The organism is Streptomyces mirabilis, assembly GCF_018310535.1.
GTDB lineage: Bacteria > Actinomycetota > Actinomycetes > Streptomycetales > Streptomycetaceae > Streptomyces.
Window position 1 is genome coordinate 3883897 of sequence record NZ_CP074102.1, and the last position, 24356, is coordinate 3908252.

Below are 24356 nucleotides of genomic sequence, written 5' to 3' on the forward strand. Positions count from 1 at the left end.
GGATACCTGGATCCTTCGCCCAAAACTGCAGCGGCGTCACCGTGTTCAGGTCACGGTGACGCCGCTGCGGGGGGAAGTACCTGCGCGATCTACTACGACGGGGGAATCGCGTCAGGCACTGCGGGGGGTGGCTGAGATGGTCCTTACGTCAGGGACTTCCGGCTCGGCCAGCTGGTGGTCACGCTGGTCGAGGTTCACAAAGATCATTCCGTACCGAATGGCACACCGCACGGGCTGCGGCGCGCCGCGCGGGCGCCGCAGACACCGGTACGCCCGGACGTCCTCGTCGTCATCCCGGGTGACGACGACCGGCTCTCCGAACACCGTCACCATCAACGAGTCGCCACTGTGGGGAATGGCGGTCGCCAGGTCGATGAAGTGCCATCCAGAGCGGTAGGCGGTGGCCATTTCTCGACGGAAGGAGCGGTCGTCGGGTGGAGTGGTCACGTCAGCCTCCAGCTCCCTCTGCCGTATCCACGGGCGTGGTGGACACGGCAACCGCCGGCCACTTGCTGTCCGCTCGCATGTCGCTCTTCGTACCGGATAGGCCACTCAGAGCTCCGATGGCCACAACGGCAGAGAAGGCAGCGACAAGCACCGAGCGAAGCATTCTGTTACGCATAGTCGGCTTCGTCCTCACTTGAAGGTCCCCTCTTCCCCCGTCGGATACGACGATGGCTCATTCGGGCACGTCATGGCCACACAATCGGTGCATCATGTTCCTGCACGTTCAGGACCCTGGGGGGTGGAGATTTGACAACGAATCGGACTAAAGCGACACATCCCCATGCGGTGACCGAACTGTGTGAGGAAGGTGGCCGACTTTATGCGCATGCCCTGCGCACCGGACGTATCGCCCGCGAAGACGTAAAGTCGGCTTCCTGTCTGATGGAATTGTCCCTTCTTCACCCTGATCCCGATGACCCGGACTGGCTGCGACCCGTACCTCCGGCAGTCGCCCTGGCTCAGCGGCTCAACCCCCTAGAGCAGGAGATAGCCGAGCGCAGGCGCTGGTCAATCGAACTGTCCGATGCTTTCGAGCCGTTCATGGCGCTCAGCACGCAGACGACGGCGACCACGCACTCGATCACGGTGCTGGAGGGCGGCGACCGCATCAACGCGGCGCTCAACCTGGCCACGGCCCAGTGCCAGACCGAGATGCTCACGGTCCAGCCGAGCAACCGGTTCTCCGAACGCAGCATCCTCCAGGGGATGGAGCGCGACCGGCCGCTGACCGAGCGCGGGGTGCGCATCCGGACGCTCTATCAACACACGGTCCGCTACGACCTGGAGCGGCTGGCCTACGTGGAGCAGCTCTCGAACGGCAAGGTGGAGTACCGCACCATCGACGAGCTGGTCGAGCGCCTGATCATCTGCGACGAGACCGTCGCCTTCATCCCCACCCGCGACGACCAGCAAGTCGCCCTGGAACTCCGCAACCCGGGACTCGTCCGCTACCTGATCAAGGTCTTCGAGTTCATGTGGGGCCGGTCCGTCCCGCTGAGCGCCGGCGCCCCCTACGAGACGGCCCCCGACGGCATCACGGAGATCCAGCACTCCATCGCCAAACTCCTTGTGGAGGGGCACGTCGACGAGGCCATCGCCCGCCGCCTCGGCATGAACGTCCGCACCTGCCGCGCCCACATAGCCAAGCTGGCCACCGCCCTCGGCAGCGGCAGCCGGGCCCAACTCGGCTTCCTCATCGCACAGTCGGGGATCCTGGACCAGGATCGCTGAACGAGCGAGGAGGTGCACCACACATGACAGCCGAGGCACACAGCCACGGAGTGGACGAGATGTGCGAGGCCGGCCGCACCCTGTACGAACGCGCGTTACGCAACGGCGGCGTACTCACCCATGAGGCCACGGACGTCCCCTGCCTGATCGACCTCGGCCTGCTCCACCCGAGCGTCGAGGACCTGGAGTGGCTGGAACCCACGGCCCCGGCCGTCTCACTCCACCAGCTGCTGCGCGACATCGAGGACCGCATCGCGGACGAACGGCGGCGCGAGGCCCGGCTGGCCGCCGTGTTCGAGCCCCTCATGCGTATCGACGGCCGGCACACGTCATCCGCGTCGGACACCCCGATGCTCAGGGTCCTCAGCGGTTCGGACCGGATCAACCGGGCCATCACCGAAGCCATGGCCGAAGCGACCCGGGAACTCCTGTGCGTCCAGCCGCACACCGGCCACACCGGTCGGCGCAGCGCGGTGGCGCAGGCCCGCTCCCTGACCCGCGACCAGGATCTACTGAGCCGCGGAGGCCGCATCCGCACCCTCTACCAGCACACGCTCCGACACGCCCCGTCCCTCCTCGCCCGCTATGAGCAGCTGAGAGGCGACGCCGAGGCCCGTTCGCTCGACGAGGTCACCGACCGGCTCATCGTCGTCGACTCCACCATCGCCTTCATCCCCGCCAACAAGGACGGCTCCCTCGCCCTGGAAGTCCGCCACCCCGCCCTCGTCGACTACTTCGTCACCACCTTCGACCGCCTCTGGCGCCTGGCCACCCCCATGTACCCCCAAGCCGTCCAACGCCCGTCCCTCAACGGCATCACCCCACGCCAGCGCGCCATCGCCGGCCTCCTCATAGAAGGCCACACCGACTCCACCATCGCCGACCGCCTCGGCATGAACGTCCGTACCGCCCGCGTCCACATCGCCAAGCTCGCCGCGACCCTGGGAAGTGAGAGCCGGGCGCAACTCGGCTATCTCATAGGCCGGTCGGGGATTCTGGATCAGGAACAGAAACAGGAACAGGACCAGGAGCCGAGCCGGGAGCGGTGAGTGTCTGGAGTTCCGGGGAGCGCGGCGGCCCGTCCAGCCCCGCCTGCGCGATCCGCACCCCCAACTGCGTACGGCTCGCCGCGCCCAGGGTCTCCGAGAGGCGCGCGATGTGCGCGCGGCAGGTACGGACGCTGATCCCCAGCCGCTCCGCGACCACCGCGTCCTGGTGTCCCTCCGCCAGCAGCGCGGCGATGGACCGCTCGCGGTGGGTGATGCCGTCGATGCCGGTCTCCGGGAGCGGCGCGGCGAGCGGGATCGCGAGGCGCCACAGCCGCTCGAAGACCGTGACCAGGTAGTCGACGAGGGCGGGGTGGCGCAGTTCCAGGGCGATCGTGCGGTCCGCGTTCGCCGGTATGAAGGCCACCTTGCGGTCGAAGAGGATGAGGCGCTCGACGACTTCGTCGAGGGTGCGGGCCTCCGCCGCGTCGCCCATCAGCTCCATGTAGTTGTGCAGGCCCTGGCCGTGCCGGGCCACGTGCGTGTACAGGTCGCGCATCCGCACGCCCCGCCGGCGCATCTCCAGCGCCCGGTGCAGTCCCTCGGAGAGTTCGTCCTCGCGACGGATGCCGCCGGGCTGCACGGTGAGCACCTCGGTCGCGCACGCCTCGGTCGCCTCGTCCATCGCGGCCCGGATCCGCGGCAGTCCGTCGAGCACGCGGATCGCCACGCCCTCCGTGGGTGCCTGGACGCGCCCGCCGAGACCGGCGTACCACTCGAACGCGGCCACCGCGTCGCCCACCCGCGTCTGGCTGGCGCTGACCTCCTCGTACACCCCGCGCAGCAGCCGTGTCATGACCTCCTGCGGCGAGGTCGGCACCAGCCACCCCATGTCGTCGGGGTCCGGATGCAGCAGCGCCAACTCGACAAGACAGGGCACCGTCTCGGCGTCCTCGCGCGGCACGCGCCCGCGCCGCACGGCCCGGGAGTACACCCGGTCCCCGGCCTCGCACAGTCGGTCAGCGCCGTGCGGATGCCTGTCCCTCCTGTGCCCGGCCATCTTCCACCCCTGGCTCCAGCATCCTCGCGATGCGACGCCTCCGCGCCGTCCGCAGCGCAACTATGCGCGGCCCCGACCGCCATCGCAACACGGCTGCACCCTTCGCGCGCCCCCTCTCGCCCGCATACGTCCTGAAATATCCCCACCTCCGCACGGCGCTCTGCAACAACATGACGGTGGTGGCGGTGCGCCGCCCGGTGCATCGTGGACCCGCTCACCCAGGGCGACACGGCGTCCTGGCCCGCCCTGGCCGGACACTCCTCGTCCGGCCAGGGCTCCTCCGGCCCTTGTCCGGATCGCGTGAGCTGCCGGAAATCGTCGAGTGATCGGTACGTTACGTACCGCACCTACCGTCAGGCCATGGCGGACATATTTGACGCGTACGCGTTGGCCGATGCGTGGGACGAGATGTTTGAGCGGCCGGGTGAAGTCAGGACCGCCTATGAGCCGGTACTGGCCGCCCTGCAGCCGATCGAACCGGGTGAACTGCGCTTCCGGGCCGACCAGATGGCCCGCGCGTTCACCGACCGGGGCGTGACCTACGCCTTCGCGGGCGAGGAGCGCCCCTGGCCGCTGGACCTGGTCCCCAGGATCCTCGACGCCCTCGAATGGGACCTCATCCAACGGGGGGTCTCCCAACGAGTGAGAGCCCTGGAGGCCTACCTCTCCGACGCCTACGGGCCCTGCCGCGCCTTCGAGGACGGGGTCGTGCCCTGGCGTCTCCTGCTCAACTCCCCCCATTTCCATCGGGCGGCGCACGGGATCGAGCCACCCGGCGGCGTACGCATCCACGTCGCCGGCATCGATCTCGTACGGGACGAGGCCGGGGACTTCCGGGTCCTGGAGGACAACGTCCGCGTGCCGTCCGGAGTCTCGTACGTCATCGAGAACCGGCGCGCGATGACCAGGATCTTCCCGTCCCTCTTCGCCGAACAGCACGTCGTCCCCGTGGACGGCTACGCGCAGAGACTTCTGGCGGCCCTGCGCGCCGCCGCGCCCGGCGGGGTCGGCGACCCGAGGGTCGTCGTGCTCACCCCCGGCCCCAGCAACGCCGCCTACTTCGAACACGCCCTGCTGGCCCGGCTGATGGGGGTGCAGCTGGTCGAGGGGCACGATCTCGTCTGCCGGAACAACCGTGTCTGGATGCGGACCACGCGGGGCGAGATGCCGGTGCATGTCGTATACCGACGGCTCGACGACGACTTCCTCGATCCGCTGCACTTCCGGCCCGACTCGGTGATCGGCTGCCCGGGCATCCTCAGCGCCGCCCAGGCGGGCACCGTCACGCTCGCCAACGCCGTGGGCAACGGCATCGCCGACGACAAACTCCTCTACACATACGTACCCGATCTGATCCGGTACTACCTCGGCGAGGAGCCCGTTCTCCCGAACGTCGAGTCCTACCGTCCGGACGAACCGGGCCAGTTGGACGCCGTCCTCGACCAGATCGACCAGCTGGTGATCAAGCCGGTGGACGGGGCGGGCGGCCAGGGCATCGTCATCGGCCCCAAGGCCGACCGGGACACCCTGGAGCGCACCCGGGAGGCCGTCGCCGCCGACCCGCGTGGCTGGATCGCGCAGCGGCCCGTGGCGCTCTCCACCTCGCCCACCCTCGCGGGCGACCGGATGGCCCCCCGCCACATCGACCTGCGCCCGTTCGCCGTCAACGACGGCACGGACGTCTGGGTGCTGCCCGGCGGTCTCACCCGGGTCGCCCTCCAGGAGGGCAACCTCATCGTCAACTCCAGCCAGGGCGGCGGCTCCAAGGACACCTGGGTGCTGGCGGAGGGCCCCGCCGAGCTCCCCCAAGTTCTCGACTTCACCGACGACGGCACGGCGTTGGACGTGGTCCCGCGCCAGCTCGGACCCGACGGCGACCGTGGCGTCGTACAGGAAGGGGCACAGCAGCAGTGAACGACGTGATCCTCTCCCGCATAGCCGAGGCCCTGACCTGGACGGGCCGTTACGTCGAGCGGGCGGACGCCACCGGCCGCATCCTCGACGCCTACCTCCACCGCCTCCTGGAGGACCCCTGGCGCGACGAGGACGTGGCCTGCCGCTCCCTGTACGCCATCCTCGGCGTCGACGCGGGCGCCGAACGCGTCGACATGCAGCAGGTCCTGGACCAGCTCGCCTTCGACGCCCGCTCCACCTGCTCCATCGAGGGCGCGCTCGGAGCCGCCCGCCTCAACGCCCGCAGCGCCCGCGAGGCCGTCTCCTCCGAGATGTGGGAGTGCCTCAACTCCACCTGGCACGCGCTGGCCGACCAGCGCCTCGCGGCCCGCCGCACGGGCCCGTACGCGTACCTGGAGCTGGTACGCCGCCGGGCCGCCCTCTTCTTCGGCCTCGCCGACTCCACGATGAGCCGCGACGACAGCTGGCGTTTCGTGGTGCTGGGCCGAAGCCTGGAGCGGGTGGACATGACGGTGCGGCTCCTCTCCGTCCGCGTGCTGGACGCCGTCCACGCGCCCGACTGGCCGACGCTGCTGAGCGCGAGCGGCGCGGACGAGGCGTATGCCCGGGTGTACGGAGGTTTCGGCGACACCCCGAGAGTGGCCGAATTCCTCCTCCTTGACCGGGACTTCCCCCGGTCCGCCCTGCACGCGCTCACCACCGCCGAGGAGTGCCTCGCCGCCCTCGGCCGCCCCCGTCAGGACCCGGCCCGCCGCCCGATAGGCCGGATGAGAACCCGCCTGGAATACCTGGACCTGACGGCCCTGGAGGAACAGCTCCCCCTGCTCCTCCGTGACCTGCAACAAGCGTGCATGGCCTCGGCGGAGGCGGTGGCGGAGAGGTTCTTCCCGTACCAGGGGCCCGTCGAGTGGGCCCAGGAAGGAGCGTGAGCGCGATGAGCACTCCCGTGACGCGCCGGCTGCGGATCCGGCACACCACCCGCGTCTCGTACGCACAGGCCGCGGTCTCCTCCCACAACGAGGTCCGCATGACCCCCCTGACACTCCCCGGCCAGACGACCCTGGACGCCAGGGTCACGGTCAACCCGACCACGCCCACCTGGTCGTACTGGGACTACTGGGGCACCCAGGTGACGGGCTTCGACCTGATGGAACCGCACGAGGACCTGACCATCACGGCGTCGAGCCTGGTGGAAACGGCCCCACCGGGCCCGCCGACCCCCGCGCCGACCTGGGCGGAGGTCGCGAGAACGACGGCGAACTCCCGCCTCCTGGAGTACGCGTCCCCGACCACCCGTACGACGGTGACACAGGAGCTGGTGGAGCGGGCGAGGACGGCGTCGACGGGCCTGGACCCGCACGAGACGGCGGTCGCGGTCTCGTCCTTGGTCACCGACCAGGTCTCGTACATCCCCGGCGCCACCGGGGTGAACACCGGCGCCATGGAGGCCTGGGAACAGGGTGCGGGCGTCTGCCAGGACATCGCCCACCTGACGGCGGCCCTCCTGCGCGGCCTGGGCCTGCCCACCCGCTATGTCTCCGGCTACCTCCACCCCGAACGCGAGGCCGAACTCCACCGCCCCGTCGCCGGCCAGAGCCACGCCTGGATCGAGTACTGGGCCGGCGACTGGACCGGCTACGACCCCACCAACAGCACCCGGGCCGACGAGTCCCACGTCGTGGTCGGCCGTGGCCGCGACTACGACGACGTGACCCCCCACAAGGGGATCTACCGGGGGGTGGCCGGGGGGCCGCCGGAGGTGACGGTGGAGTTCACGCGGGTGGCGTGAGGACTAAGGGGCGACCTCAGCTCCGCTTGGGCCCGGTAATCGCTTCCCCGATCACGAAGCCCTTGGCGGGGCCTTCGGGGATGGTGACGTCGGTGCCGTAGTAGACGCGGTGGATGTCTTCCCAGTCCGCCTTGTCGGGACGCGGGCCGGTGCACAGAGTGACCGATCCCTGAGCGTCGTAATCATCGATGACGACATAGATCGGAATGCCGGCGCGAGCGTATTCGCGAAGCTTGCGGACCCGGTCCCGGTCCTGGTTGCGCTTACCCGGGGAAACGACTTCCACGATGAGGTGGACGGCCTCGGCCCTGACACCGAGGTCGTCCTCATCACCCCAGGGTTCCGTGTCCTCCGGTGCAACGAAGGCGTCGGGGATCCACGCCTTGCGCCTGTGGATCACGTTCACATCCTGATGGCACGCGTATTCGCCACCGTCCAAGAACTTGTCCAGGGCCCTACGCACGCGATTGGTGATCAGGCCGTGCGAACGGCGAGCGGTGGGCGACACCTCGATGGCTCCCTCGATGATCTCAGCGCGGTAGCCCTCGGGGAGTTCCATGGCCTTCCATGCCTGCCACAGGACCTCGTCGAAGTCGGAATCGTTCTCGGACTCGGTCCTGACCTCAGACATGGTCTCGGGCCTCTCGTGTGCAAGAGCGGTCATGGCGGCATCACCTCCTCAAGTGTGGGCTTGGCGTCCATGGGGCACAAGCAACGCGATCACGGTAGGTACGGCGACAGAGCCGACCAGGGGAACCGGCTCCGGGTCACCCGATGCGGTGAGGACGGAACGATCCGCCGAGCTCCCCCTCCCCCACCAACTCGAACCAGACCCCCGTTGTGCCACTCCTATGGATGCACAGATGAGACGTACGTAGATGCTCTGGTGACCTTGCCCGAGGCCACCGGCACGGGCTGGTGGAGCGCCTGCAAGGGACCGATGGAAGCGGGCGCGCTCAGCCTGGCGGAGCTGGAGTCGAGTGCCGTGGCCCTGCGGGTGCACCAGTCCCTCTTCGTGCCGGGGCTCTTTCAGACCGCCGCGTACACCCAGGCCATCTTCAACAGCCCCAAACTGGGCTTCGAGAACACCGAGCAAGCCCTGAGGTTCCGCATGGAGAGGCAGCACATTCTCACGCGCGAGAACCCTCCCGCCGTACACGCGGTGATCCACGAAGCAGCCCTGCACATGCGCTTCGGCAGCCCCCAGATGATGCGCGAACAGCTGCTGCGGCTCATCGAACTGGCACGCCTGCCGCATGTGACCATCCAGGTGTACCCGTTCAGCGCCCAGGCCCACGCCGCGCTGAGCGGGAACTTCGTCCACATCGTCCCGGGCTCCTCAGAACTCAGCACCGTGGTTCTGGAGCAGCCCACGGGCGCCCGGTACCTGAGCGAGCGGACGCAACTCCGCCGGTACGGCGAGATGTTCGACCGTCTCGTCGAGAACGCCCTGGCCCCCGTCGACGTATCGTTGGCCCCCGAAGCACACTCAGTGAAGGACTCGCTGGGCCTCGTCCAGCACCTTCTCCACACGCTTTAGGGGGAAGCCACGATGTCCGAACTCGACTGGCAGAAGTCGACGTTCAGCGGCGGCCCGCAAGGCGAATGCGTGAACGTCGCCGTCGCCCCCGACGGAACGATCCGCCTACGCGAGAGCGACGAACCCCGCACCGTACTCGCCACCACCCCGGAGGGGCTCGCCGCCCTCCTCGAACATCTCAGGCCGCGGCCCAGCTCGTGAGCAGGGCCTCGCGCGCCGCCCGCCAGGGCGTCACGCCGTCGCCCTCGACGCTTCCCCACTCCAGCAGCCGCGCCACGTCCGCCGTACCGTCCACGAACCGGTTCAGCAGCGCCACCGACAGCTCGTACTCGGACTGGACGTAACCCCCGACGGCCGCGGTGTACACCGTCAGCTCGGCCTTCTCCTCGTCCGTCCGTACGTGGAGTTCGAACGCGGGCGGCGCCTCACCGCCGCCCATCGCCAGGTCGAGGACCGTGTCCATCACGTTGTTCACCAGCCACCGGGTACTGGAGCGCACCTGCACGTCGTGGACCGTGACCGCGCGGACGTCCGCCCAGGACCAGAACCCCTCCTGGCCCGTACCCACGGCCTGAAGCCCCTCGGGGGTGAGCCGCACCCCGCGCCCGTACCCCTCGGGTTCGGCGCCCACGTACACGCTCTCCTTGGTGATCCAGAAAAGGCCGATCATGGCCACGGACGCCTCCAGCGCAACTAGCGCATCAAACACAGCAAGCACGGTCCCCCTCTGAGACACGCGCAGCCCCGAAACGGTTCACCCGGCGATCACGCTGTCGCCGACCCGGTTCAGTCCGATTCGCGCCGAGCACCGGGTGATACAGCCGATGAAGAGGGCGCTCCAACGACGGACCAGCTTCTCCAGTTCTTCCTCCGACCGAGGTCAGTAGCTCAGATAGAGCAGGAATCCCGCACCGGCTCAACGTCCTCATAGGCGGCAAGGGCTTCGCCTGCACCGGCAGCGGCCCGACCACCAGCACAGCGATCCTGGACGCCGTACGGGCCGAACGGGCCCGCACTGCCCGCCCCCGGACCGTACGTACCTGAGAAGCACTGGAGCACCGATCCGACGAACGCGCGGGAGCCCCTCCCCCAGGGCTCCCGCGCGTTCGTCAGGGAAGGTCGTCCGTGCAGGACGTCGGTGCAGGTCGTCAGTGCCGAAGCACGACTACTTGAGGCCGATCGCCGTGCAGTCCGCCTTGGTCGAGGCCGCGCAGATCTGCTTGACGGTGTAGATGCCGTCCTGGATCACCGTCTCCTTGATGTTCGCCTTGGTCAGGGCGACCACGGGCATCAGCTGGGAGGGGATCTTCTTGTTCGTGGGGCTGTCGACCTTGTCGCGGGTGAGCGCGTCGAACTCGATACCACGCCCCTGGACCTTCGCCACGGCCATCTCGGCGGCCGCGGAGGCCTCGTCGGGGTAGGACTTGTAGACGCTCATGTACTGCTCGCCCCGGACGATCCGCTGCACCGCGTCCAGCTCGGCGTCCTGGCCGGTGACCGGCGGCACCTTGCTGACGCCCATGGTCTTCAGGGCGTCGATGACGGCACCCGCGAGTCCGTCGTTGGCGGAGTAGACACCGGCGATGTTGTTGAGGCCGATGGCCGTGATGGCCTTCTCCATGTTGGCCTTGCCGACGGCCGGGTCCCAGTCCTTGGTGTCGTACGACTTGGAGATGACGACCTTGCCGTTGAGCTCACCCAGGGCGCCGGCCTTGAACTGCGCCGCGTTCGGGTCGGTGGGCGAGCCGTTCATCATGACGATCTTCTTCGAGGCGGCGTCGGTGCCCAGCGCCTCCAGGAGGGCCTTGCCCTGGACCTGGCCGACGAGCTCGTTGTCGAAGGAGATGTAGGCGTCGATCGGGCCCTGCGCCAGACGGTCGTAGGCGATGACGGGGATGCCCGCGTCCTTGGCCTTCTGCACATCGCTCGCGATGGCCTTGGAGTCCACCGCGTCGACGAGGATCACGTCGACCTTGTCGGCCACCATCTGCTGGAACTGCTGGCTCTGCTTGTTGGCGTCCTGAGCCGCGTTGGCGTAGTCGACCTTGCCCTTGTTGTTCGTGAGCTTGGCGACCTGCTGCTCGATGATCGGGTAGTCGAACTTCTCGTAACGGGTGTTGGCCTTCTCCGGGAGGAGCAGACCAACCGTGATGTCGTCACCCTTGGTCGGGCTCGCCTTGGTGCTGCTGCCGCCGATCCCGTCCACGACACCGCACGCGGCGAGGGAGACGGTCATCGCGGAGCAGGCCAGGGCTATGGCGGTACGACGAAGCCGGGTGTTACGAGTGTTCACATCAGGTGCCTTCCGGGCGAGGTAGCTGCTTTGCGACCCAGGTGGCTGAAAGCCAACGCGGCGATCACCTCAGCGTCAAGGAGTAACCACTTAACGAGATGGCAACAGCATTCTGTGTTCCCCAAGTGAACACGATGGGAAGGGGGTGCGCCGCCACTTCCACAGAACCCCTCTGATTGACTTGCGTCACTCGCTCCCCGGCGGCATACAACCCACCCCCACGCCCGGGAGTCTCCAAGGTGGCCGCGCACACCGCAGCACGGATCAGGGGAAGCATGAGACCAGTTGGACGGGGTGGACGGGCGCTCGTCGCGACACTGACGATCGCCACCACCGGGGGCCTGCTCGCCATATCGGGGGCACCCGCCTCCGCCGCGAGCAGCTGCGCATCACCGGCGTACAAGCGGCAGTTCTACGCGAACACCACTTTCTCCGGCACACCGAAGAAAACGGACTGCGAAGGCGCGGTCAGCGAGAACTGGGGCACGAAGGCCCCCGCCTCCGGCCTCCCCAAGGACAACTTCGGCGTCCGCTGGACCGTGACGAGGGACTTCGGATCGGGTAGTCCGCGCGTTCCATGGCCGCCGCCGGGGAACGCGAGGACCTCACCCCGCCGCCCGCCGTCACCGGGCTGACGGTCACCCCGACCGAGTACGGCTTCGAGCTGGAGTGGGACAAGAACCCGGCCGCCGACCTCGGGAGGTACACCGTCTACCGGGGTGAGCTCTGGGGCGACGAGGGCGAGGAGCAGGTGTGCTCCGGAACGCTGACGGAGTATCTGCCGGCCGACACCACCTCGTACTCGTACACCACCCGTCCGGACGGCGACCGCGTCTGCTTCTTCGTCGACGCCATCGACACCTCCTGGAACTCCTCCTTCAAGTGGACCCGGACGGCCGAGGCGGTGGCCGCGACCGAGCTCGACACGACGCCGAGCGTGCCGACGCCCGAGGGCTCGCCGCTCCGTCTGGAGGCGTCCGCGGCGGAGGGCGACGAGGGCAACCAGCTGACCTGGTCCGGGCTCGGAGCAGGCGAAGAGGGGTCCCCCGAATCCGCGCAGGGCTTTCGCATCTACCGGTGGAACCCCGCCACCGCCGCGTACGAGAAGATCCACGAGGCCTCGGCCGGAGCGTTCGTGTACTTCGACACCGGCGCGAAGCGCGGCACCACGTCCTACTACTGGGTGACCGGTGTGAAGGCCGACGGCACCGAGACCCTGCCCGCCGGCGACTGGGCGGTCACCGCGCCCGCCAAGTGACGCGCTGGGGCCCGGAGGCTCAGCCTCCGGGCCCCAGCGACAGATGGGCGTCGGCCGTCAGTCCGAGGACTGCTGCCTCTTCGGGCGCCAGACCACCAGCGCGCTCGTCTGCTGGACCTCTTGGTACGGGACCAGGTCACGGCGGTACGAGGCGTGCACCGCGGCCTCGCGCTGCTGCATCGCGGCAGCGGCGCCGTCCAGGGCCGATTCCAGTTCCGCGACTCGGGACTGGAGGGCGGCGACCTGGTTCTCCAGCTCGATGATGCGCTTGATGCCGGCCAGGTTGATGCCCTCGTCCTGGGACAGCGCCTGCACCGTGCGGAGCAGTTCGATGTCGCGGGCCGAGTAGCGCCGGCCGCGCCCGGCGGTGCGGTCCGGGGAGACCAGGCCGAGGCGGTCGTACTGGCGCAGGGTCTGCGGGTGCAGGCCGGAGAGCTGGGCCGCCACCGAGATGACGTAGACCGGGGTCTCCTCGGTCAGTTCATAGGGGTTCCGACGACGGCCGTCCATCTGCTCATGCTCCCTTCGCGGCCTGGAACAGCTCCGCCCGTGGGTCCTCGCCCGCGGTTGCCTCGCGATACGCCTCCAGGGCGTCGCGAGCCTTGCCCGACACGTCTGTGGGGACCGCGACCTCGACGGTGACGAGGAGGTCGCCGCGCGTACCGTCCTTGCGGACGGCACCCTTGCCGCGGGCCCGCATCGTACGGCCGTTGGGCGTGCCCGGGGGCAGTTTCAAAGTGACCGGGGGGCCGCCCAGCGTCGGTACACGCACCTCGCCGCCGAGCGCCGCCTCCGTGAAGGTGACGGGCACGGTGACGGTGAGGTTGTCGCCCTTGCGGCCGAAGACCGGGTGGGCGTCCACGTGGACCGTGACGTACAGGTCGCCCGCCGGGCCGCCCCGTTCGCCGGGTGCGCCCTTGCCGCGCAGGCGGATGCGCTGGCTGTCGCTCACTCCCGCCGGGATGCGGACCTGCATCGTGCGCGAGGACTTGGCGCGGCCGCTGCCGTGGCAGATCTCGCAGGGGTTCTCCGCGATCAGACCGCGGCCCTTGCAGTCCGGGCAGGGGTCCGTGAGCGAGAAGCCGCCGCCGGAGCCGCGCGCGACCTGGCCGGTGCCGACGCACGTCGGGCACACGCGCGGTGTGCCGTTCGCGTCACCGGTGCCCGAACAGGCCTTGCAGGGTGCCTGGGACGTCATCCGCAGCGGGACCGTCGCGCCGTCCACCGCCTCGGTGAAGCTGAGCGTCACCTCGGTGTCGATGTCCTGGCCGCGCCGGGGCTGGGTCCGCGTACCGGTTCCCGCGCCGCCGCGGTTGAACAGGCCCCCGAAGACGTCTCCGATGCCGCCGCCGAAGCCGCCGGCACCGCCCGCTCCGCCCTGGGCGCCGCCTCCGAAGAGGTCGCCCAGGTCGAAGTTGAAGTTGCCGCCGCCCGCGCCGGGACCCGGACGGAAGCCGCCGTTGCCGAAGAGGGCGCGTGCCTCGTCGTACTCCTTGCGCTTCTTGGGGTCTCCGAGCACGTCGTTCGCCTCGGAGATCTCCTTGAAGCGCTCCTCGGCCTTGGCGTTGCCCTTGTTGGCGTCCGGGTGGAACTCGCGGGCGAGCTTCCGGTACGCCTTCTTGATCTCTGCCTCGGTGGCGTCCTTGGGGACGCCGAGGACCTTGTAGAAGTCCTTCTCGATGAAGTCCTTGGTGCTCATCCTCGACGCCCCTCCTCTCTCATGCGTTCAACGTCAGCCCTCGTCCGGGCCACCGCTCTCCTTGTCGTCGGCCGCCTCGGCGGAATCCTGGGAGTCCGCCTTGCCGGTCTGCGCCCCCGGCTGGGGTTCGGCGACCGCCACCCGCGCGGGGCGGATGGTGCGCTCGCCGATGCGATACCCCGGCTGCAGAATCGCCACGCACGTCGTCTCCGTGACGTCCGGCGCGTACGAGTGCATCAGGGCCTCGTGGATCATCGGGTCGAAGGGCTCGCCCTCCTTGCCGAACTGCTGGAGGCCCATCTTCGCCGCGACGGTCTCCAGCGACTCGGCCACCGACTTGAAGCCGCCGACCAGTTCGCCGTGGTCCCGCGCGCGGGCGATGTTGTCGAGCACGGGCAGAAGTTCGGTCAGGAGGTTCGCGATGGCGATCTCCTTGACCGCGATCCGGTCGCGCTCGACCCGGCGGCGGTAGTTCTGGTACTCGGCCTGGAGCCGCTGGAGGTCCATCGTGCGCTCGCCGAGCGCCGTACGGACCTGGTCCAGCTGTGCGGTCAGACCGGCCATCTGTGCTGCTGATGCGTCCCCGGCCGGGGCCGCCGCCTCCTCCGTGGAGGAGGTGGCGGCCTTCGGCTCGGCGTCGTCAGGGGTGGCGCCGGAGGGGACGGCAGGCTTCTCTTCGAAGCCCGGGGTCTCCTCCGTCACGCGGCACCGTCCTTGCGGTCCTCGTCGACGATCTCGGCGTCGACGACGTCGTCATCGGCCTTGGCCTGCTCGGCGCCGGGGGCACCCTCGGCGCCACCGGCGGCCTGCGCGGCCTGGGCGTCGGCGTACATGGCCTGTCCGAGCTTCTGCGAGACCGCGGCGACCTTCTCCGTGGCGGTGCGGATCTCGGCGGTGTCCTCGCCCTTGAGCTTCTCCTTCAGCTCGGCGATGGAGGCCTCGACCTCGGTCTTGACGTCACCCGGGACCTTGTCCTCGTTGTCCTTGAGGAACTTCTCGGTCTGGTAGACGAGCTGCTCGCCCTGGTTGCGGGTCTCGGCGGCCTCGCGGCGCTTGTGGTCCTCGTCCGCGTACTGCTCGGCCTCCTGGCGCATCCGGTCGACCTCGTCCTTCGGCAGCGAGGAGCCGCCGGTGACGGTCATCTTCTGCTCCTTGCCCGTGCCCAGGTCCTTCGCGGTCACGTGCATGATGCCGTTGGCGTCGATGTCGAAGGCGACCTCGATCTGCGGGACACCGCGCGGGGCCGGCGGCAGACCGGTCAGCTCGAACATCCCGAGCTTCTTGTTGTACGCCGCGATCTCGCGCTCGCCCTGGTAGACCTGGATCTGGACGGACGGCTGGTTGTCCTCGGCGGTGGTGAAGATCTCGGACCGCTTGGTCGGGATCGTCGTGTTCCGCTCGATGAGCTTCGTCATGATGCCGCCCTTGGTCTCGATACCGAGGGACAGCGGGGTGACGTCGAGGAGCAGGACGTCCTTGACCTCACCCTTGAGGACACCGGCCTGCAGGGCGGCGCCGATGGCGACGACCTCGTCCGGGTTGACACCCTTGTTGGCGTCCTGGCCGCCGGTCAGCTCCTTGACGAGCTCGGCGACGGCGGGCATGCGGGTGGAGCCACCGACGAGAACGACGTGGTCGATCTCGGAGAGGTTGATGCCCGCGTCCTTGATGACGTTGTGGAACGGCGTCTTGCAGCGCTCCAGAAGGTCGGCGGTGAGCTGCTGGAACTGGGCGCGCGTGAGCTTCTCGTCCAGGTGCAGCGGGCCCTCGGCGGAGGCCGTGATGTAGGGCAGGTTGATCGAGGTCTCGGTGGACGAGGACAGCTCGATCTTCGCCTTCTCGGCGGCTTCGCGCAGACGCTGGAGCGCCATCTTGTCCTTGGCGAGGTCCACGCCGTGGCCGGAGCGGAACTGCTGCACCAGGTAGTCGACGACACGCTGGTCCCAGTCGTCACCACCGAGGTGGTTGTCGCCGTTGGTGGCCTTCACCTCGACGACGCCGTCACCGATCTCCAGGAGGGACACGTCGAAGGTGCCGCCACCGAGGTCGAAGACGAGGATCGTCTGGTCGTCCTTGTCCAGGCCGTACGCGAGGGCGGCGGCCGTGGGCTCGTTCACGATGCGCAGGACGTTCAGGCCCGCGATCTCGCCGGCCTCCTTCGTCGCCTGGCGCTCGGAGTCGTTGAAGTACGCCGGGACGGTGATGACCGCGTCCGTGACCTTCTCGCCCAGGTAGGCCTCGGCGTCGCGCTTCAGCTTCTGCAGGATGAAGGCGCTCATCTGCTGCGGGTTGAAGTTCTTCCCGTCGAGCTCGATCTTCCAGTCCGTGCCCATGTGACGCTTCACGGAGCGGATGGTCCGGTCCACGTTCGTGACCGCCTGGCGCTTGGCGACCTCGCCGACGAGCACCTCACCGTTCTTGGCGAAGGCGACGACGGACGGCGTGGTCCTGGCGCCCTCGGCGTTGGTGATGACGGTGGGCTCGCCGCCCTCCAGAACGCTGACGACGGAGTTAGTCGTGCCCAGGTCGATGCCGACCGCACGTGCCATTTCAATTCCTCCAGCAATGACTTGAGTGGAACGGACTCAAGTGTGCACGACACTCACTGCTGGGTCAACAGACATGAGTCATGGGGGCTCAAGTCTTATCTCTTGCTTACACGCAGGTGTGCTTGTAGACGTGCTCCGACCTGCGGCTTCTCGGTCAACCGACTCCCGGACGCGGGGACATGCCGTCCCCCATAGGTGGGGATCCGAAGCAGCGCGAGTACGCCGACACAGGCGCCGCCCGCCACCCACAACGCCGCCGTCGCGCTCACCCATCCCATGTCGATCAGCATCCCGACGAGTGCACCCGCGAAGCCGGTGACCCCCACGACGACCGCGGCACCCCGAGGCGTGACACCGAGGCGCCGCAGCCGGTGGACCAGATGATCGGGGGCGCCGCGCAGCAGCGGACGCCCGGCCCGCCGCCGCGACACCAGCACCAGTACGGCGTCGGCAGTCGCCACGGCCGTCAGCGCGAACGCGGCGCCCACGCTCGACCCGGCCGCCCGCCCGGCGTGGACCAGTACCGCCGCCGAGGTCAGCACGAACCCGACGAACAGCGCGCCGCAGCGCCCCGGCACGATCCGGGCCGGGGGCCAGTTGTGCATCAGGAACCCGGTCAGCGCGGCGGCCAGCACGCTCAGCAGCGCCGCGAGCCCGTCCATGACCTCGGCGGCCGCGCAGCCGCTCAGCGCGAAGGCGGTCACCACCGCGACCGTCCCCATCACCCCGTCGGCGTGATCGAGCGAGGTGAAGGCATGGGTGGCGAGGGCGATCCAGCCGACGGCCACCACCCCGACCACCGGGCCGAGCTCGTCGTAGGGCACGGTCAGCGCGGCGGCGCCGGTCACGACGGCCGCCTGGAGCGGAACCCGCAGAAGAGCCGGCGGGGGCCACAGGTCGGCGACGAGCCCGAGGACACCGACCCCGATCCCGGCGGCCAGCAGCCGCCCGGCCGCCGGCCCCAGCGGCGCCACGTCCGTCCAGTCCCCGACCCCGGCGACGAACGCCGTGACCGCCACCACCGCCACCCCGCCGAGCAGCGGCACCGCGCGCGCCCGCCGCCGTTCGACCACGCCGAGGCGCAGAGCGAGGAGCCGCAGCAGGGCGGCGAGCACGGCGGCGAGGAGCAGGGCGGAGGTGGCGGCGACGATTCCGTACAGCACGCCGCCAATTTAGTGTTAAATGTCGCAAATACGCCGCAGATAACACGATCGGGTTTACGTGTCGGCCGGTGACCCCGCGACCGCGGGTCGGTGACTTCGGCGACTCAGGTGGACCTCAGCGACGCAGATCACCGCACCGCTGGCTACAGTGCGGCGGAAGATATGGGTAGTCTCAGACGGACTGCATAAGTTACCGCTTAGTAATCAGCTGAAGGTCGGCCTTCAGCTCCCCCCTCGCAGGCCCGAGGAGCCCCCAATGCAACTCGCCGCGATCATTGTGTCGCTGACGCTGACCGTGGTCGGCGTTGCGCTCATCGCACGAGCCGTCGCACAGATCTACCGGTTCATCAAGCTGGGCCAGCCGGTCCCGGCCGGTTCCCGAACCGACGACTGGAAGGCCCGCAGCATCACGCTGGCCAAGGAGTTCGTCGGCCACACCCGGATGAACCGGTGGGGGATCATCGGCGTCGCGCACTGGTTCGTCGCCGTCGGCTTCCTGACCCTCGGCCTGACGATCGTCACGGCGTACGGTCAGCTGTTCAAGGCCGACTGGACGCTGCCGATCCTGGGCGGCTGGCTGCCCTACGAGCTGTACACCGAGTTCATCGCGCTGTTCACGACGCTCGGCATCCTCGTACTGATCGCGATCCGGCAGCTGAACCGGCCGTCGAAGCCGGGCCGCAAGTCGCGCTTCGCGGGCTCCAAGACGGGCCAGGCGTACTTCGTCGAGGCCGTGATCCTCGTCATCGGCCTCGCGATCATGACCCTGCGCGGCCTAGAGGGCGCGATCCACGGCGTGCACCACTACGAGGCCGCGTACTGGGCCTCGTACCCCCTGGTCGCCGCCTTCAAGGGCCTGAGCCTCGGCACACTGCAGAACCTGGTCTACCTGACCGCCATGATCAAGCTCGGCGTCACCATGGGCTGGGCGATCACGGTCGGTCTCAACACCAACATGGGTGTCGCCTGGCACCGCTTCCTCGCCTTCCCGAACATCTGGTTCAAGCGCAACGCCAAGGGCGAGACCGCTCTCGGCGGGCTGCTCCCGATGACCAGCGGTGGCAAGGCCATCGACTTCACCGACCCCGGCGAGGACGACGTCTTCGGTGTCAGCCAGGTCGAGCAGTTCTCCTGGAAGGGCCTGCTGGACTTCTCCACGTGCACCGAGTGCGGCCGCTGCCAGTCGCAGTGCCCCGCCTGGAACACGGGCAAGCCGCTCTCTCCCAAGCTCCTCATCATGTCGCTGCGCGACCACGCGCACGCCAAGGCGCCCTACCTGCTCGCGGGCGGCGGCAAGAACATGGAGGGCGAGGAGAAGGCGTCGGCGGAGCAGCTGGCCGACGTGCCCGCCGCCGCGCTCGCCGAGGCCGAGCGCCCCCTCATCGGCACGTTCGAGGAGAACGGCGTCATCGACCCCGACGTGCTGTGGTCCTGCACCACGTGCGGCGCGTGCGTCGAGCAGTGCCCGGTCGACATCGAGCACATCGACCACATCGTCGACATGCGCCGCTACCAGGTGATGATCGAGAGCGCGTTCCCGTCCGAGGCGGGCACGATGCTCAAGAACCTGGAGAAGAAGGGCAACCCCTGGGGTCTGGCCAAGAAGCAGCGCCTCGAGTGGACGAAGGAAGTCGACTTCGAGATCCCGGTCGTAGGACGCGACATCGAGGACCTGTCCGAGGTCGAGTACCTGTACTGGGTCGGCTGCGCCGGTGCCCTGGAGGACCGCGCCAAGAAGACCACGAAGGCCTTCGCGGAGCTCCTCCACATGGCGGGCGTCAAGTTCGCCATCATGGGCGGCGACGAGAAGTGCACCGGTGACTCCGCCCGCCGTCTCGGCAACGAGCCCCTCTTCCAGGAGCTCGGCATGGAGAACGTCGCCGCGCTGAACATGGCGTTCGGCGAGGATGACGAGGACGAGTCGACGAAGAAGCCGAAGTCGGCGAAGAAGATCGTCGCGACCTGCCCGCACTGCCTCAACACGATCGGCAACGAGTACCCGCAGCTCGGCGGCGACTACGAGGTCATCCACCACACGCAGCTGCTCCAGCACCTCATCGACGAGGGCAAGCTGCTGCCGGTCACCCCGGTGGACGGCCTCATCACCTACCACGACCCCTGCTACCTGGGCCGCCACAACAAGATCTACACGCCGCCGCGCGAGATCATGTCGGCGGTCCCGGGCCTGCGTCAGCAGGAGATGCACCGTCACAAGGAGCGTGGCTTCTGCTGCGGTGCCGGTGGTGCGCGGATGTGGATGGAGGAGCGGATCGGCAAGCGCATCAACAACGAGCGCGTCGACGAGGCTCTTTCGCTGAACCCGGACATCGTGTCCACGGCCTGCCCGTTCTGCCTCGTGATGCTCACCGACTCGGTCAACGGCAAGAAGAACGACGGCCAGGCCAAGGAGTCCGTCCAGGTCGTGGACGTGGCCCAGCTCCTCCTCGACTCCGTCAGGACGCCGGTTGATCCGGCGGGGGCGGCGGAGGCGGAGAGTGAGCCTGAGCCGGAGCCGGTGAAGTAACCGAGCCCTTCGAGAGAACGACACCCCATGCCCCGGTTCAGCCCGGAGACATGGGGTGTCGTCGGTTTCGGGGGTCCTCGAAGTCGAGCAGCATCCGGAAATGGCAGATCTGGGCCACCGAGACTTCGTCCAGGCCTGGTCGCGACCGCCGGACCTGGCCCACATCTGCCTATCGCTGTCAGTTCAGGTGGGGCAGGCGTCGGCCTCGGCTTTCGGCTACTCGGAGGGCGTCCTGGAGGGCCTCGGTCAGGCGCTCGGCGAGGAGACGGAGTTCGCCCGGCGGGTCTGTGCGCGAAGCCCGCCACCGAAAAGTGAGCCGCGAAACACCACGACGCCGAGCCCGATCACGCATCGGCCCGGCGTCGCGGTGGGGCGGTGCCCTGGGGCGACTTATGACGAGAAGCCACGGACACCGCGTCTAGGGGGGGCGGGCGTAGGGGCGGCTACTTCGCGGAGCGCCTGTCGCCCGACACCTTCGCGACCCACGTGAGGAAGTCGCCGGGATCGACGTTCGAGCCGTGGCCCTCGTCCCAGTAGTAGAGGTGATTGACGTCGTCGCCCAGGTTGTCCAGCGCCGCGGCGAGGTTGGCGGAGACCGTCAGCGAGGTGTCGGAGTCCTTGGTACCGAGGCGGATCCACCAGTGCCTCGACCGGCCGGGGTTCTCCTCCCCGATGTGGTGCATCGGGTTCATCAGGTCGAGCTTCTCGGGGATGTCGCTCGCGACCCGCTTCGTGGCGAGCCCGGTGGTGTCGTTCTTCGCGCCGTACGCCGTGAAGTGCCGCGCCTCGGTGGTGCCGGCACCGAACTCGTTGTTCTCGCCCGCGGACAGGTCGAACGCGTCGAAGGCCGGTGTCGTCTTCTTCCGCGCGCCGACGTGGGTCAGGAAGTCGGCCCAGGTGAACGTCGCCCTGCCGCCGGACCACGTGATGAACGTGTTCGCGGCCAGGTACGTCGCACGATCGGCCTCCGACAGCGCCGCCAGGTACTTCGTGGCGGACGGCTGGAGGTAGGTCTCCACCAGGTAGTCGTCGTAGTTGCGGGCCGTGAGCGGGCCGAAGCCGTTCAGGCCCCGCAGCCTGAGAGAGGCCTGGTACTCCGCGAACTGGGCCCGCAGCGCCCTCGACACCGTCTGGTCGACGACCTTGCCGGTGCTCGCCGTGACATTGGTGCCCCAGTTGAACTCGTACGCGCCGTCGGCGTGTTCGAGGTCGGTGATGGGGCACCAGGCGCCGGTGGCGAAGATCGCGTCGGACGCGTCGGCGGCGCCGAGCTCCTTGAGGTACTTGTCGTAGATCGGGCTGTCGCCGGACGCGCCGAGCAGGGAGGACAGGGCGCCACCCGCACTCGTACCGGTGGAGACGATCCGGTCGGTGTCGCCCGGGATGACGCCCTTGTTGGCGCGTACGTAGCGGACAGCTGCCTTCAGGTCGACGATGGCGGCCGGGGCGGTGCCGTAGTACGTGCCGGCGGAGTCGGTGAGGGTCCGGCCGCGCGCGCCCGGCTCCACGACGACGTAACCCGCCGCGAGGCCCAGCTTCCCGAGGTTGACCATCCCGCCCTGGGCGTTCACCATCGCGTTGCCGCCGGACTGCACCTCGCCCGTGCCGCCGCTGCTGGAGGCCGAGGGGCTGGGGGACGCGCTGGGGGACGCGCTGCCACCGGCGCCGCCCGTGGGCATACCGCCGGTCATCTCGGCGCCGCCCACGCCGGTGGCGTCCGCCACGGACGACGGCATGTACCCGCCCACCGAGTTGGCGAGGACGATCGGAGCGTTCGTCGCGTCCACGGCCTTGCCGTCGATCTTGACGGGGACACTGACGTTCAGGCTCTGGTACTTCGCGTCCACCGGACTGGCGACGTAGGTGATGGCCTTCCAGAAGTGGTACACCACCGTGTGGTCGGTGCCGTCGGCGTCCGTGATGGTCGTCGTCAGCTCGGTGTAGGCGTCCTTGTCGAAGACCAGGGAATCCGACGCACCCGAGGACTTCGAGCCCGCGCTCGACGCGTTCGCGCTCAAGGCGAAGCCACCGGCTACGGCGACTCCGGCGGTCGCGCCGATACCCATGACGACGGTCCTGCGCTTCACTGCCCTGTGCTTCACGGAAAGCCTTCTCCCTGTTCACGGCGGCCATACGGCGGCCGAAACGGCTGGTCAGGGGCGTTCGGGCCATTCTTCGCGCCGGGCGCCGCCCCCGTTTGTCCGGTCCTTGCGAACGTAAATTGAGCCGCTCAATATTGTCAACAATTCTGTAAAACTCATCGCTGACACACAGCCCTTTCCGAGGTGCCGATACCGCTCCCACCGAATCCGGAGCATCATGGCGAGGTTGTTGTCAGTGGGGCGGATGAGGTGAACGGTGGGCGGGCGAAAAGCCGGTATAGGGGCCGGAGCGATCAGCTGCGTACTGCTGCTCGGGGGATGCGCCGGCACCGGGAACACCGGTTCCGCGCGACACGAACCCGTGACCGTCGCCAAGGCCCCCGCCCAACTCCCCGTCCCCCGCGGCAAGGGCGGCAAGGCCGCAGACGACTTCAACGGCGACGGCCATCGCGATCTGGTCCTCAATGACCTCGTCAAGGGCCCGGACGACGCCCACGGCGACGACGCGGGCATCGGGATCGTCTACGGAACCGGAACCGCACATGGACTCGCGCCCGGCGCACGGCAGTTGCTGAGCCCCGCGCGCCAGGCGGCCCGCACGAAGGGCCGGTCGCCCGCCGTCTTCGACGCGGAGGCGAGCTGCGATCTGGACAGGGACGGCTTCACCGATCTCGTGGTGTCGACGGACCCGCCGTACGACGGCCAGGGCCGGCCCCCCGTCCCCCTCCAGATCCTCTTCGGCTCCCCGGTCGGCCTCACCGGCAGGGCGGTCGAGCTGGTCATCCCGGAGGGGGCCCGCGCCGGCAACGACTGGCCCGACCAGCCCGTGTGCGGCGACTTCGACGGCGACGGCGCCGAGGACCTGGTCGTGCACGCCTCGGACGGCCGACTCAGCTATCTGCGCGGCCCGTTCACCAGGAAGGGCACCCCGCGCGCGGCGGGCAAGCCCCTCCCCTCACCCGGCACCGTGCCCACCGGCCCCGCCCTCGACGTGAACCGTGACGGCTACGACGACCTCCTCGTCCGTACGGCGGAAGGCCCCGGCACGTCCGCGCTCGTCCTCGGGGGCCCGGCCGGCCCCACCCGCACCGGCACCGCCCTGCCGAGCGGCATCGACGTCGCCCTCGGCCGCTTCGGCAGGGGCCGCGCCCTCGACGCGGCGGTCGGCACGATGGACGGAACATATCTGCGCTACGACCTCCCCACCGCCGTACGCGACAGCATCAGCACCCCCGGTTCGGTGCTGGACGCCGGGGACTTCGACGGGGACGGCGTGAGCGAACTCGTCTCCAGCGGAGCGGAGTTGCGGATCCTGCGGGGCCGTACGACCGGTCTGTCCGCGACGGGGATGGTGACCGTGCCGCCACCCACCCGGGGCACCACCCGGGTCCTGACCGTCGCCGACTTCACGGGGGACGGGCGGGCGGACCTGGTCGTACGGACGTACGACGGGGAGACGAAGGACACGGTCGCGGTGTACGCGGGCAGCAAGGAGGCACTGGTGACGGCGAAGCCGACGGTCACGTTCTCCACGTCCGAGTTCCTGGGAATGGGCTCCTGAACCACGAGTCACCTCACCAACAGAGGCACTCGCCACAGGCGTTACGGGAATTAATCAAACTCACGTACAACCCTTGCCCCCCTTTCAAGGTCTTCTGTTCGCCGACCAGCCTCCGAACCCCGGGACAACTCCCGGTGAACGCGGGCGGTCCGCACCCCATTGACTGGGAATGCCTGCCAGG

The 24356-nt window shown here is 68.9% G+C and carries 22 protein-coding genes; 11 read left to right on the forward strand and 11 right to left on the reverse strand.

Translation table 11 applies throughout. From position 1 onward, the window contains the following. Window positions 1-111: 111 nt before the first annotated feature. The gene (locus tag SMIR_RS17075; protein ID WP_075033054.1) at window positions 112-408 is read right to left on the reverse strand and encodes a Rieske (2Fe-2S) protein; all 297 of its coding nucleotides are present in this window, start codon (window positions 406-408) and stop codon (window positions 112-114) included. 345 nt (window positions 409-753) lie between these two features. Here SMIR_RS17075 and SMIR_RS17080 point away from each other — a divergent pair, with 345 nt between their 5' ends. Both SMIR_RS17080 and SMIR_RS17085 read left to right on the forward strand, forming a co-directional pair. After that, entirely contained in the window at window positions 754-1737 is a 984-nt protein-coding gene (locus SMIR_RS17080) for a helix-turn-helix domain-containing protein (RefSeq protein ID WP_097285591.1), read from the forward strand. 23 nt (window positions 1738-1760) lie between these two features. Continuing rightward, a complete protein-coding gene (locus SMIR_RS17085) occupies window positions 1761-2786 on the forward strand; it encodes a helix-turn-helix transcriptional regulator (RefSeq protein WP_168493964.1) in 1026 nt (341 codons plus the stop codon). On the opposite strand, the gene SMIR_RS17090 is transcribed toward SMIR_RS17085, so the two are convergent. Continuing rightward, on the reverse strand, window positions 2713-3783 hold the full coding sequence (locus SMIR_RS17090; protein WP_248003040.1) for a helix-turn-helix transcriptional regulator: 1071 nt from the start codon (window positions 3781-3783) through the stop codon (window positions 2713-2715). The two genes, SMIR_RS17085 and SMIR_RS17090, sit on opposite strands and share 74 nt — an antisense overlap. A 360-nt stretch (window positions 3784-4143) precedes the next feature. On the opposite strand from SMIR_RS17090, the gene SMIR_RS17095 reads away from it, so the two are divergent. The 3 genes from SMIR_RS17095 to SMIR_RS17105 are packed head-to-tail and all read left to right on the forward strand — an operon-like array spanning window position 4144 to window position 7486. Then, entirely contained in the window at window positions 4144-5697 is a 1554-nt protein-coding gene (locus SMIR_RS17095) for a circularly permuted type 2 ATP-grasp protein (RefSeq protein WP_168493962.1), read from the forward strand. Beyond that, window positions 5694-6626 carry an alpha-E domain-containing protein gene (locus tag SMIR_RS17100; protein WP_168493960.1) on the forward strand — a complete coding sequence of 311 codons (933 nt, stop codon included), beginning with the start codon at window positions 5694-5696 and terminating at the stop codon, window positions 6624-6626. The genes SMIR_RS17095 and SMIR_RS17100 overlap by 4 nt, the downstream gene beginning before the upstream one ends. A gap of 5 nt (window positions 6627-6631) precedes the next feature. Next, window positions 6632-7486, forward strand: a complete 855-nt coding sequence (locus tag SMIR_RS17105; protein WP_248003039.1) for a transglutaminase family protein — start codon at window positions 6632-6634, stop codon at window positions 7484-7486. A gap of 16 nt (window positions 7487-7502) precedes the next feature. On the opposite strand, the gene SMIR_RS17110 is transcribed toward SMIR_RS17105, so the two are convergent. Continuing rightward, window positions 7503-8150: a Uma2 family endonuclease gene (locus SMIR_RS17110; RefSeq protein WP_168493958.1), complete on the reverse strand. Its 648-nt coding sequence runs from the start codon at window positions 8148-8150 to the stop codon at window positions 7503-7505. A 222-nt stretch (window positions 8151-8372) separates the two neighbouring features. Here SMIR_RS17110 and SMIR_RS17115 point away from each other — a divergent pair, with 222 nt between their 5' ends. Together SMIR_RS17115 and SMIR_RS17120 are read left to right on the forward strand one after the other, a co-directional pair. Next, window positions 8373-9026, forward strand: a complete 654-nt coding sequence (locus tag SMIR_RS17115) for a DUF5753 domain-containing protein (protein WP_168493956.1) — start codon at window positions 8373-8375, stop codon at window positions 9024-9026. 12 nt (window positions 9027-9038) lie between these two features. Beyond that, the gene (locus SMIR_RS17120; protein WP_168493954.1) at window positions 9039-9227 is read left to right on the forward strand and encodes a DUF397 domain-containing protein; all 189 of its coding nucleotides are present in this window, start codon (window positions 9039-9041) and stop codon (window positions 9225-9227) included. On the opposite strand, the gene SMIR_RS17125 is transcribed toward SMIR_RS17120, so the two are convergent. Both SMIR_RS17125 and SMIR_RS17130 read right to left on the reverse strand, forming a co-directional pair. Further along, window positions 9205-9696, reverse strand: coding sequence for a hypothetical protein (locus SMIR_RS17125; RefSeq protein WP_248003684.1), 492 nt, complete (start codon window positions 9694-9696; stop codon window positions 9205-9207). The genes SMIR_RS17120 and SMIR_RS17125 overlap by 23 nt on opposite strands. 495 nt (window positions 9697-10191) lie before the next feature. Next, window positions 10192-11319: a sugar ABC transporter substrate-binding protein gene (locus tag SMIR_RS17130; protein WP_248003037.1), complete on the reverse strand. Its 1128-nt coding sequence runs from the start codon at window positions 11317-11319 to the stop codon at window positions 10192-10194. Window positions 11320-11594: 275 nt separating this feature from the next. Here SMIR_RS17130 and SMIR_RS43515 point away from each other — a divergent pair, with 275 nt between their 5' ends. Together SMIR_RS43515 and SMIR_RS17135 are read left to right on the forward strand one after the other, a co-directional pair. Next, complete coding sequence (locus tag SMIR_RS43515) at window positions 11595-11954, forward strand: PA14 domain-containing protein (protein ID WP_248003036.1); 360 nt, start codon at window positions 11595-11597, stop codon at window positions 11952-11954. Next, on the forward strand, window positions 11897-12577 hold the full coding sequence (locus SMIR_RS17135; protein ID WP_168493950.1) for a fibronectin type III domain-containing protein: 681 nt from the start codon (window positions 11897-11899) through the stop codon (window positions 12575-12577). Before SMIR_RS43515 ends, SMIR_RS17135 begins: the two co-directional genes overlap by 58 nt. Window positions 12578-12634: 57 nt before the next feature. Here the strand turns inward: SMIR_RS17135 and SMIR_RS17140 are convergent, their stop codons facing one another. The 5 genes from SMIR_RS17140 to SMIR_RS17160 form a co-directional block, all read right to left on the reverse strand. Continuing rightward, window positions 12635-13087 carry a heat shock protein transcriptional repressor HspR gene (locus SMIR_RS17140; RefSeq protein ID WP_030617286.1) on the reverse strand — a complete coding sequence of 151 codons (453 nt, stop codon included), beginning with the start codon at window positions 13085-13087 and terminating at the stop codon, window positions 12635-12637. Between the two features lie 4 nt (window positions 13088-13091). After that, window positions 13092-14276, reverse strand: a complete 1185-nt coding sequence (gene dnaJ, locus SMIR_RS17145) for a molecular chaperone DnaJ (protein WP_168493948.1) — start codon at window positions 14274-14276, stop codon at window positions 13092-13094. A 33-nt stretch (window positions 14277-14309) separates the two neighbouring features. Continuing rightward, window positions 14310-14978, reverse strand: coding sequence for a nucleotide exchange factor GrpE (gene grpE, locus SMIR_RS17150; RefSeq protein ID WP_168493946.1), 669 nt, complete (start codon window positions 14976-14978; stop codon window positions 14310-14312). Next, a complete protein-coding gene (gene dnaK / locus SMIR_RS17155) occupies window positions 14975-16825 on the reverse strand; it encodes a molecular chaperone DnaK (RefSeq protein ID WP_067374231.1) in 1851 nt (616 codons plus the stop codon). Before dnaK ends, grpE begins: the two co-directional genes overlap by 4 nt. 95 nt (window positions 16826-16920) lie before the next feature. Further along, window positions 16921-17988, reverse strand: a complete 1068-nt coding sequence (locus SMIR_RS17160; protein WP_168493944.1) for an MraY family glycosyltransferase — start codon at window positions 17986-17988, stop codon at window positions 16921-16923. Between the two features lie 256 nt (window positions 17989-18244). Between SMIR_RS17160 and SMIR_RS17165 the strand changes: the two genes are divergently transcribed. Further along, on the forward strand, window positions 18245-20512 hold the full coding sequence (locus tag SMIR_RS17165) for a (Fe-S)-binding protein (RefSeq protein WP_168493942.1): 2268 nt from the start codon (window positions 18245-18247) through the stop codon (window positions 20510-20512). A 443-nt stretch (window positions 20513-20955) separates the two neighbouring features. Here SMIR_RS17165 and SMIR_RS17170 read toward each other — a convergent pair whose 3' ends face one another. Next, window positions 20956-22578, reverse strand: a complete 1623-nt coding sequence (locus tag SMIR_RS17170; protein WP_168501187.1) for a subtype B tannase — start codon at window positions 22576-22578, stop codon at window positions 20956-20958. A gap of 340 nt (window positions 22579-22918) precedes the next feature. Here SMIR_RS17170 and SMIR_RS17175 point away from each other — a divergent pair, with 340 nt between their 5' ends. Next, the gene (locus tag SMIR_RS17175; protein ID WP_248003683.1) at window positions 22919-24175 is read left to right on the forward strand and encodes an FG-GAP repeat domain-containing protein; all 1257 of its coding nucleotides are present in this window, start codon (window positions 22919-22921) and stop codon (window positions 24173-24175) included. Window positions 24176-24356: the final 181 nt, after the last annotated feature.

What these genes read in the sequence shown, in the direction of transcription:
- SMIR_RS17075 (WP_075033054.1), bottom strand. Translation starts at nt 408, where the DNA reads ATGGCCACCGCCTACCGCTCTGGATGGCACTTCATCGACCTGGCGACC.
- SMIR_RS17085 (WP_168493964.1), top strand. Translation starts at nt 1,761, where the DNA reads ATGACAGCCGAGGCACACAGCCACGGAGTGGACGAGATGTGCGAGGCC.
- SMIR_RS17090 (WP_248003040.1), bottom strand. Translation starts at nt 3,783, where the DNA reads ATGGCCGGGCACAGGAGGGACAGGCATCCGCACGGCGCTGACCGACTG.
- SMIR_RS17095 (WP_168493962.1), top strand. Translation starts at nt 4,144, where the DNA reads ATGGCGGACATATTTGACGCGTACGCGTTGGCCGATGCGTGGGACGAG.
- SMIR_RS17105 (WP_248003039.1), top strand. Translation starts at nt 6,632, where the DNA reads ATGAGCACTCCCGTGACGCGCCGGCTGCGGATCCGGCACACCACCCGC.
- SMIR_RS17110 (WP_168493958.1), bottom strand. Translation starts at nt 8,150, where the DNA reads ATGACCGCTCTTGCACACGAGAGGCCCGAGACCATGTCTGAGGTCAGG.
- SMIR_RS17120 (WP_168493954.1), top strand. Translation starts at nt 9,039, where the DNA reads ATGTCCGAACTCGACTGGCAGAAGTCGACGTTCAGCGGCGGCCCGCAA.
- SMIR_RS17125 (WP_248003684.1), bottom strand. Translation starts at nt 9,696, where the DNA reads ATGATCGGCCTTTTCTGGATCACCAAGGAGAGCGTGTACGTGGGCGCC.
- SMIR_RS43515 (WP_248003036.1), top strand. Translation starts at nt 11,595, where the DNA reads ATGAGACCAGTTGGACGGGGTGGACGGGCGCTCGTCGCGACACTGACG.
- SMIR_RS17135 (WP_168493950.1), top strand. Translation starts at nt 11,897, where the DNA reads ATGGCCGCCGCCGGGGAACGCGAGGACCTCACCCCGCCGCCCGCCGTC.
- SMIR_RS17140 (WP_030617286.1), bottom strand. Translation starts at nt 13,087, where the DNA reads ATGGACGGCCGTCGTCGGAACCCCTATGAACTGACCGAGGAGACCCCG.
- dnaJ (WP_168493948.1), bottom strand. Translation starts at nt 14,276, where the DNA reads ATGAGCACCAAGGACTTCATCGAGAAGGACTTCTACAAGGTCCTCGGC.
- dnaK (WP_067374231.1), bottom strand. Translation starts at nt 16,825, where the DNA reads ATGGCACGTGCGGTCGGCATCGACCTGGGCACGACTAACTCCGTCGTC.
- SMIR_RS17165 (WP_168493942.1), top strand. Translation starts at nt 18,245, where the DNA reads ATGCAACTCGCCGCGATCATTGTGTCGCTGACGCTGACCGTGGTCGGC.
- SMIR_RS17170 (WP_168501187.1), bottom strand. Translation starts at nt 22,578, where the DNA reads ATGGGTATCGGCGCGACCGCCGGAGTCGCCGTAGCCGGTGGCTTCGCC.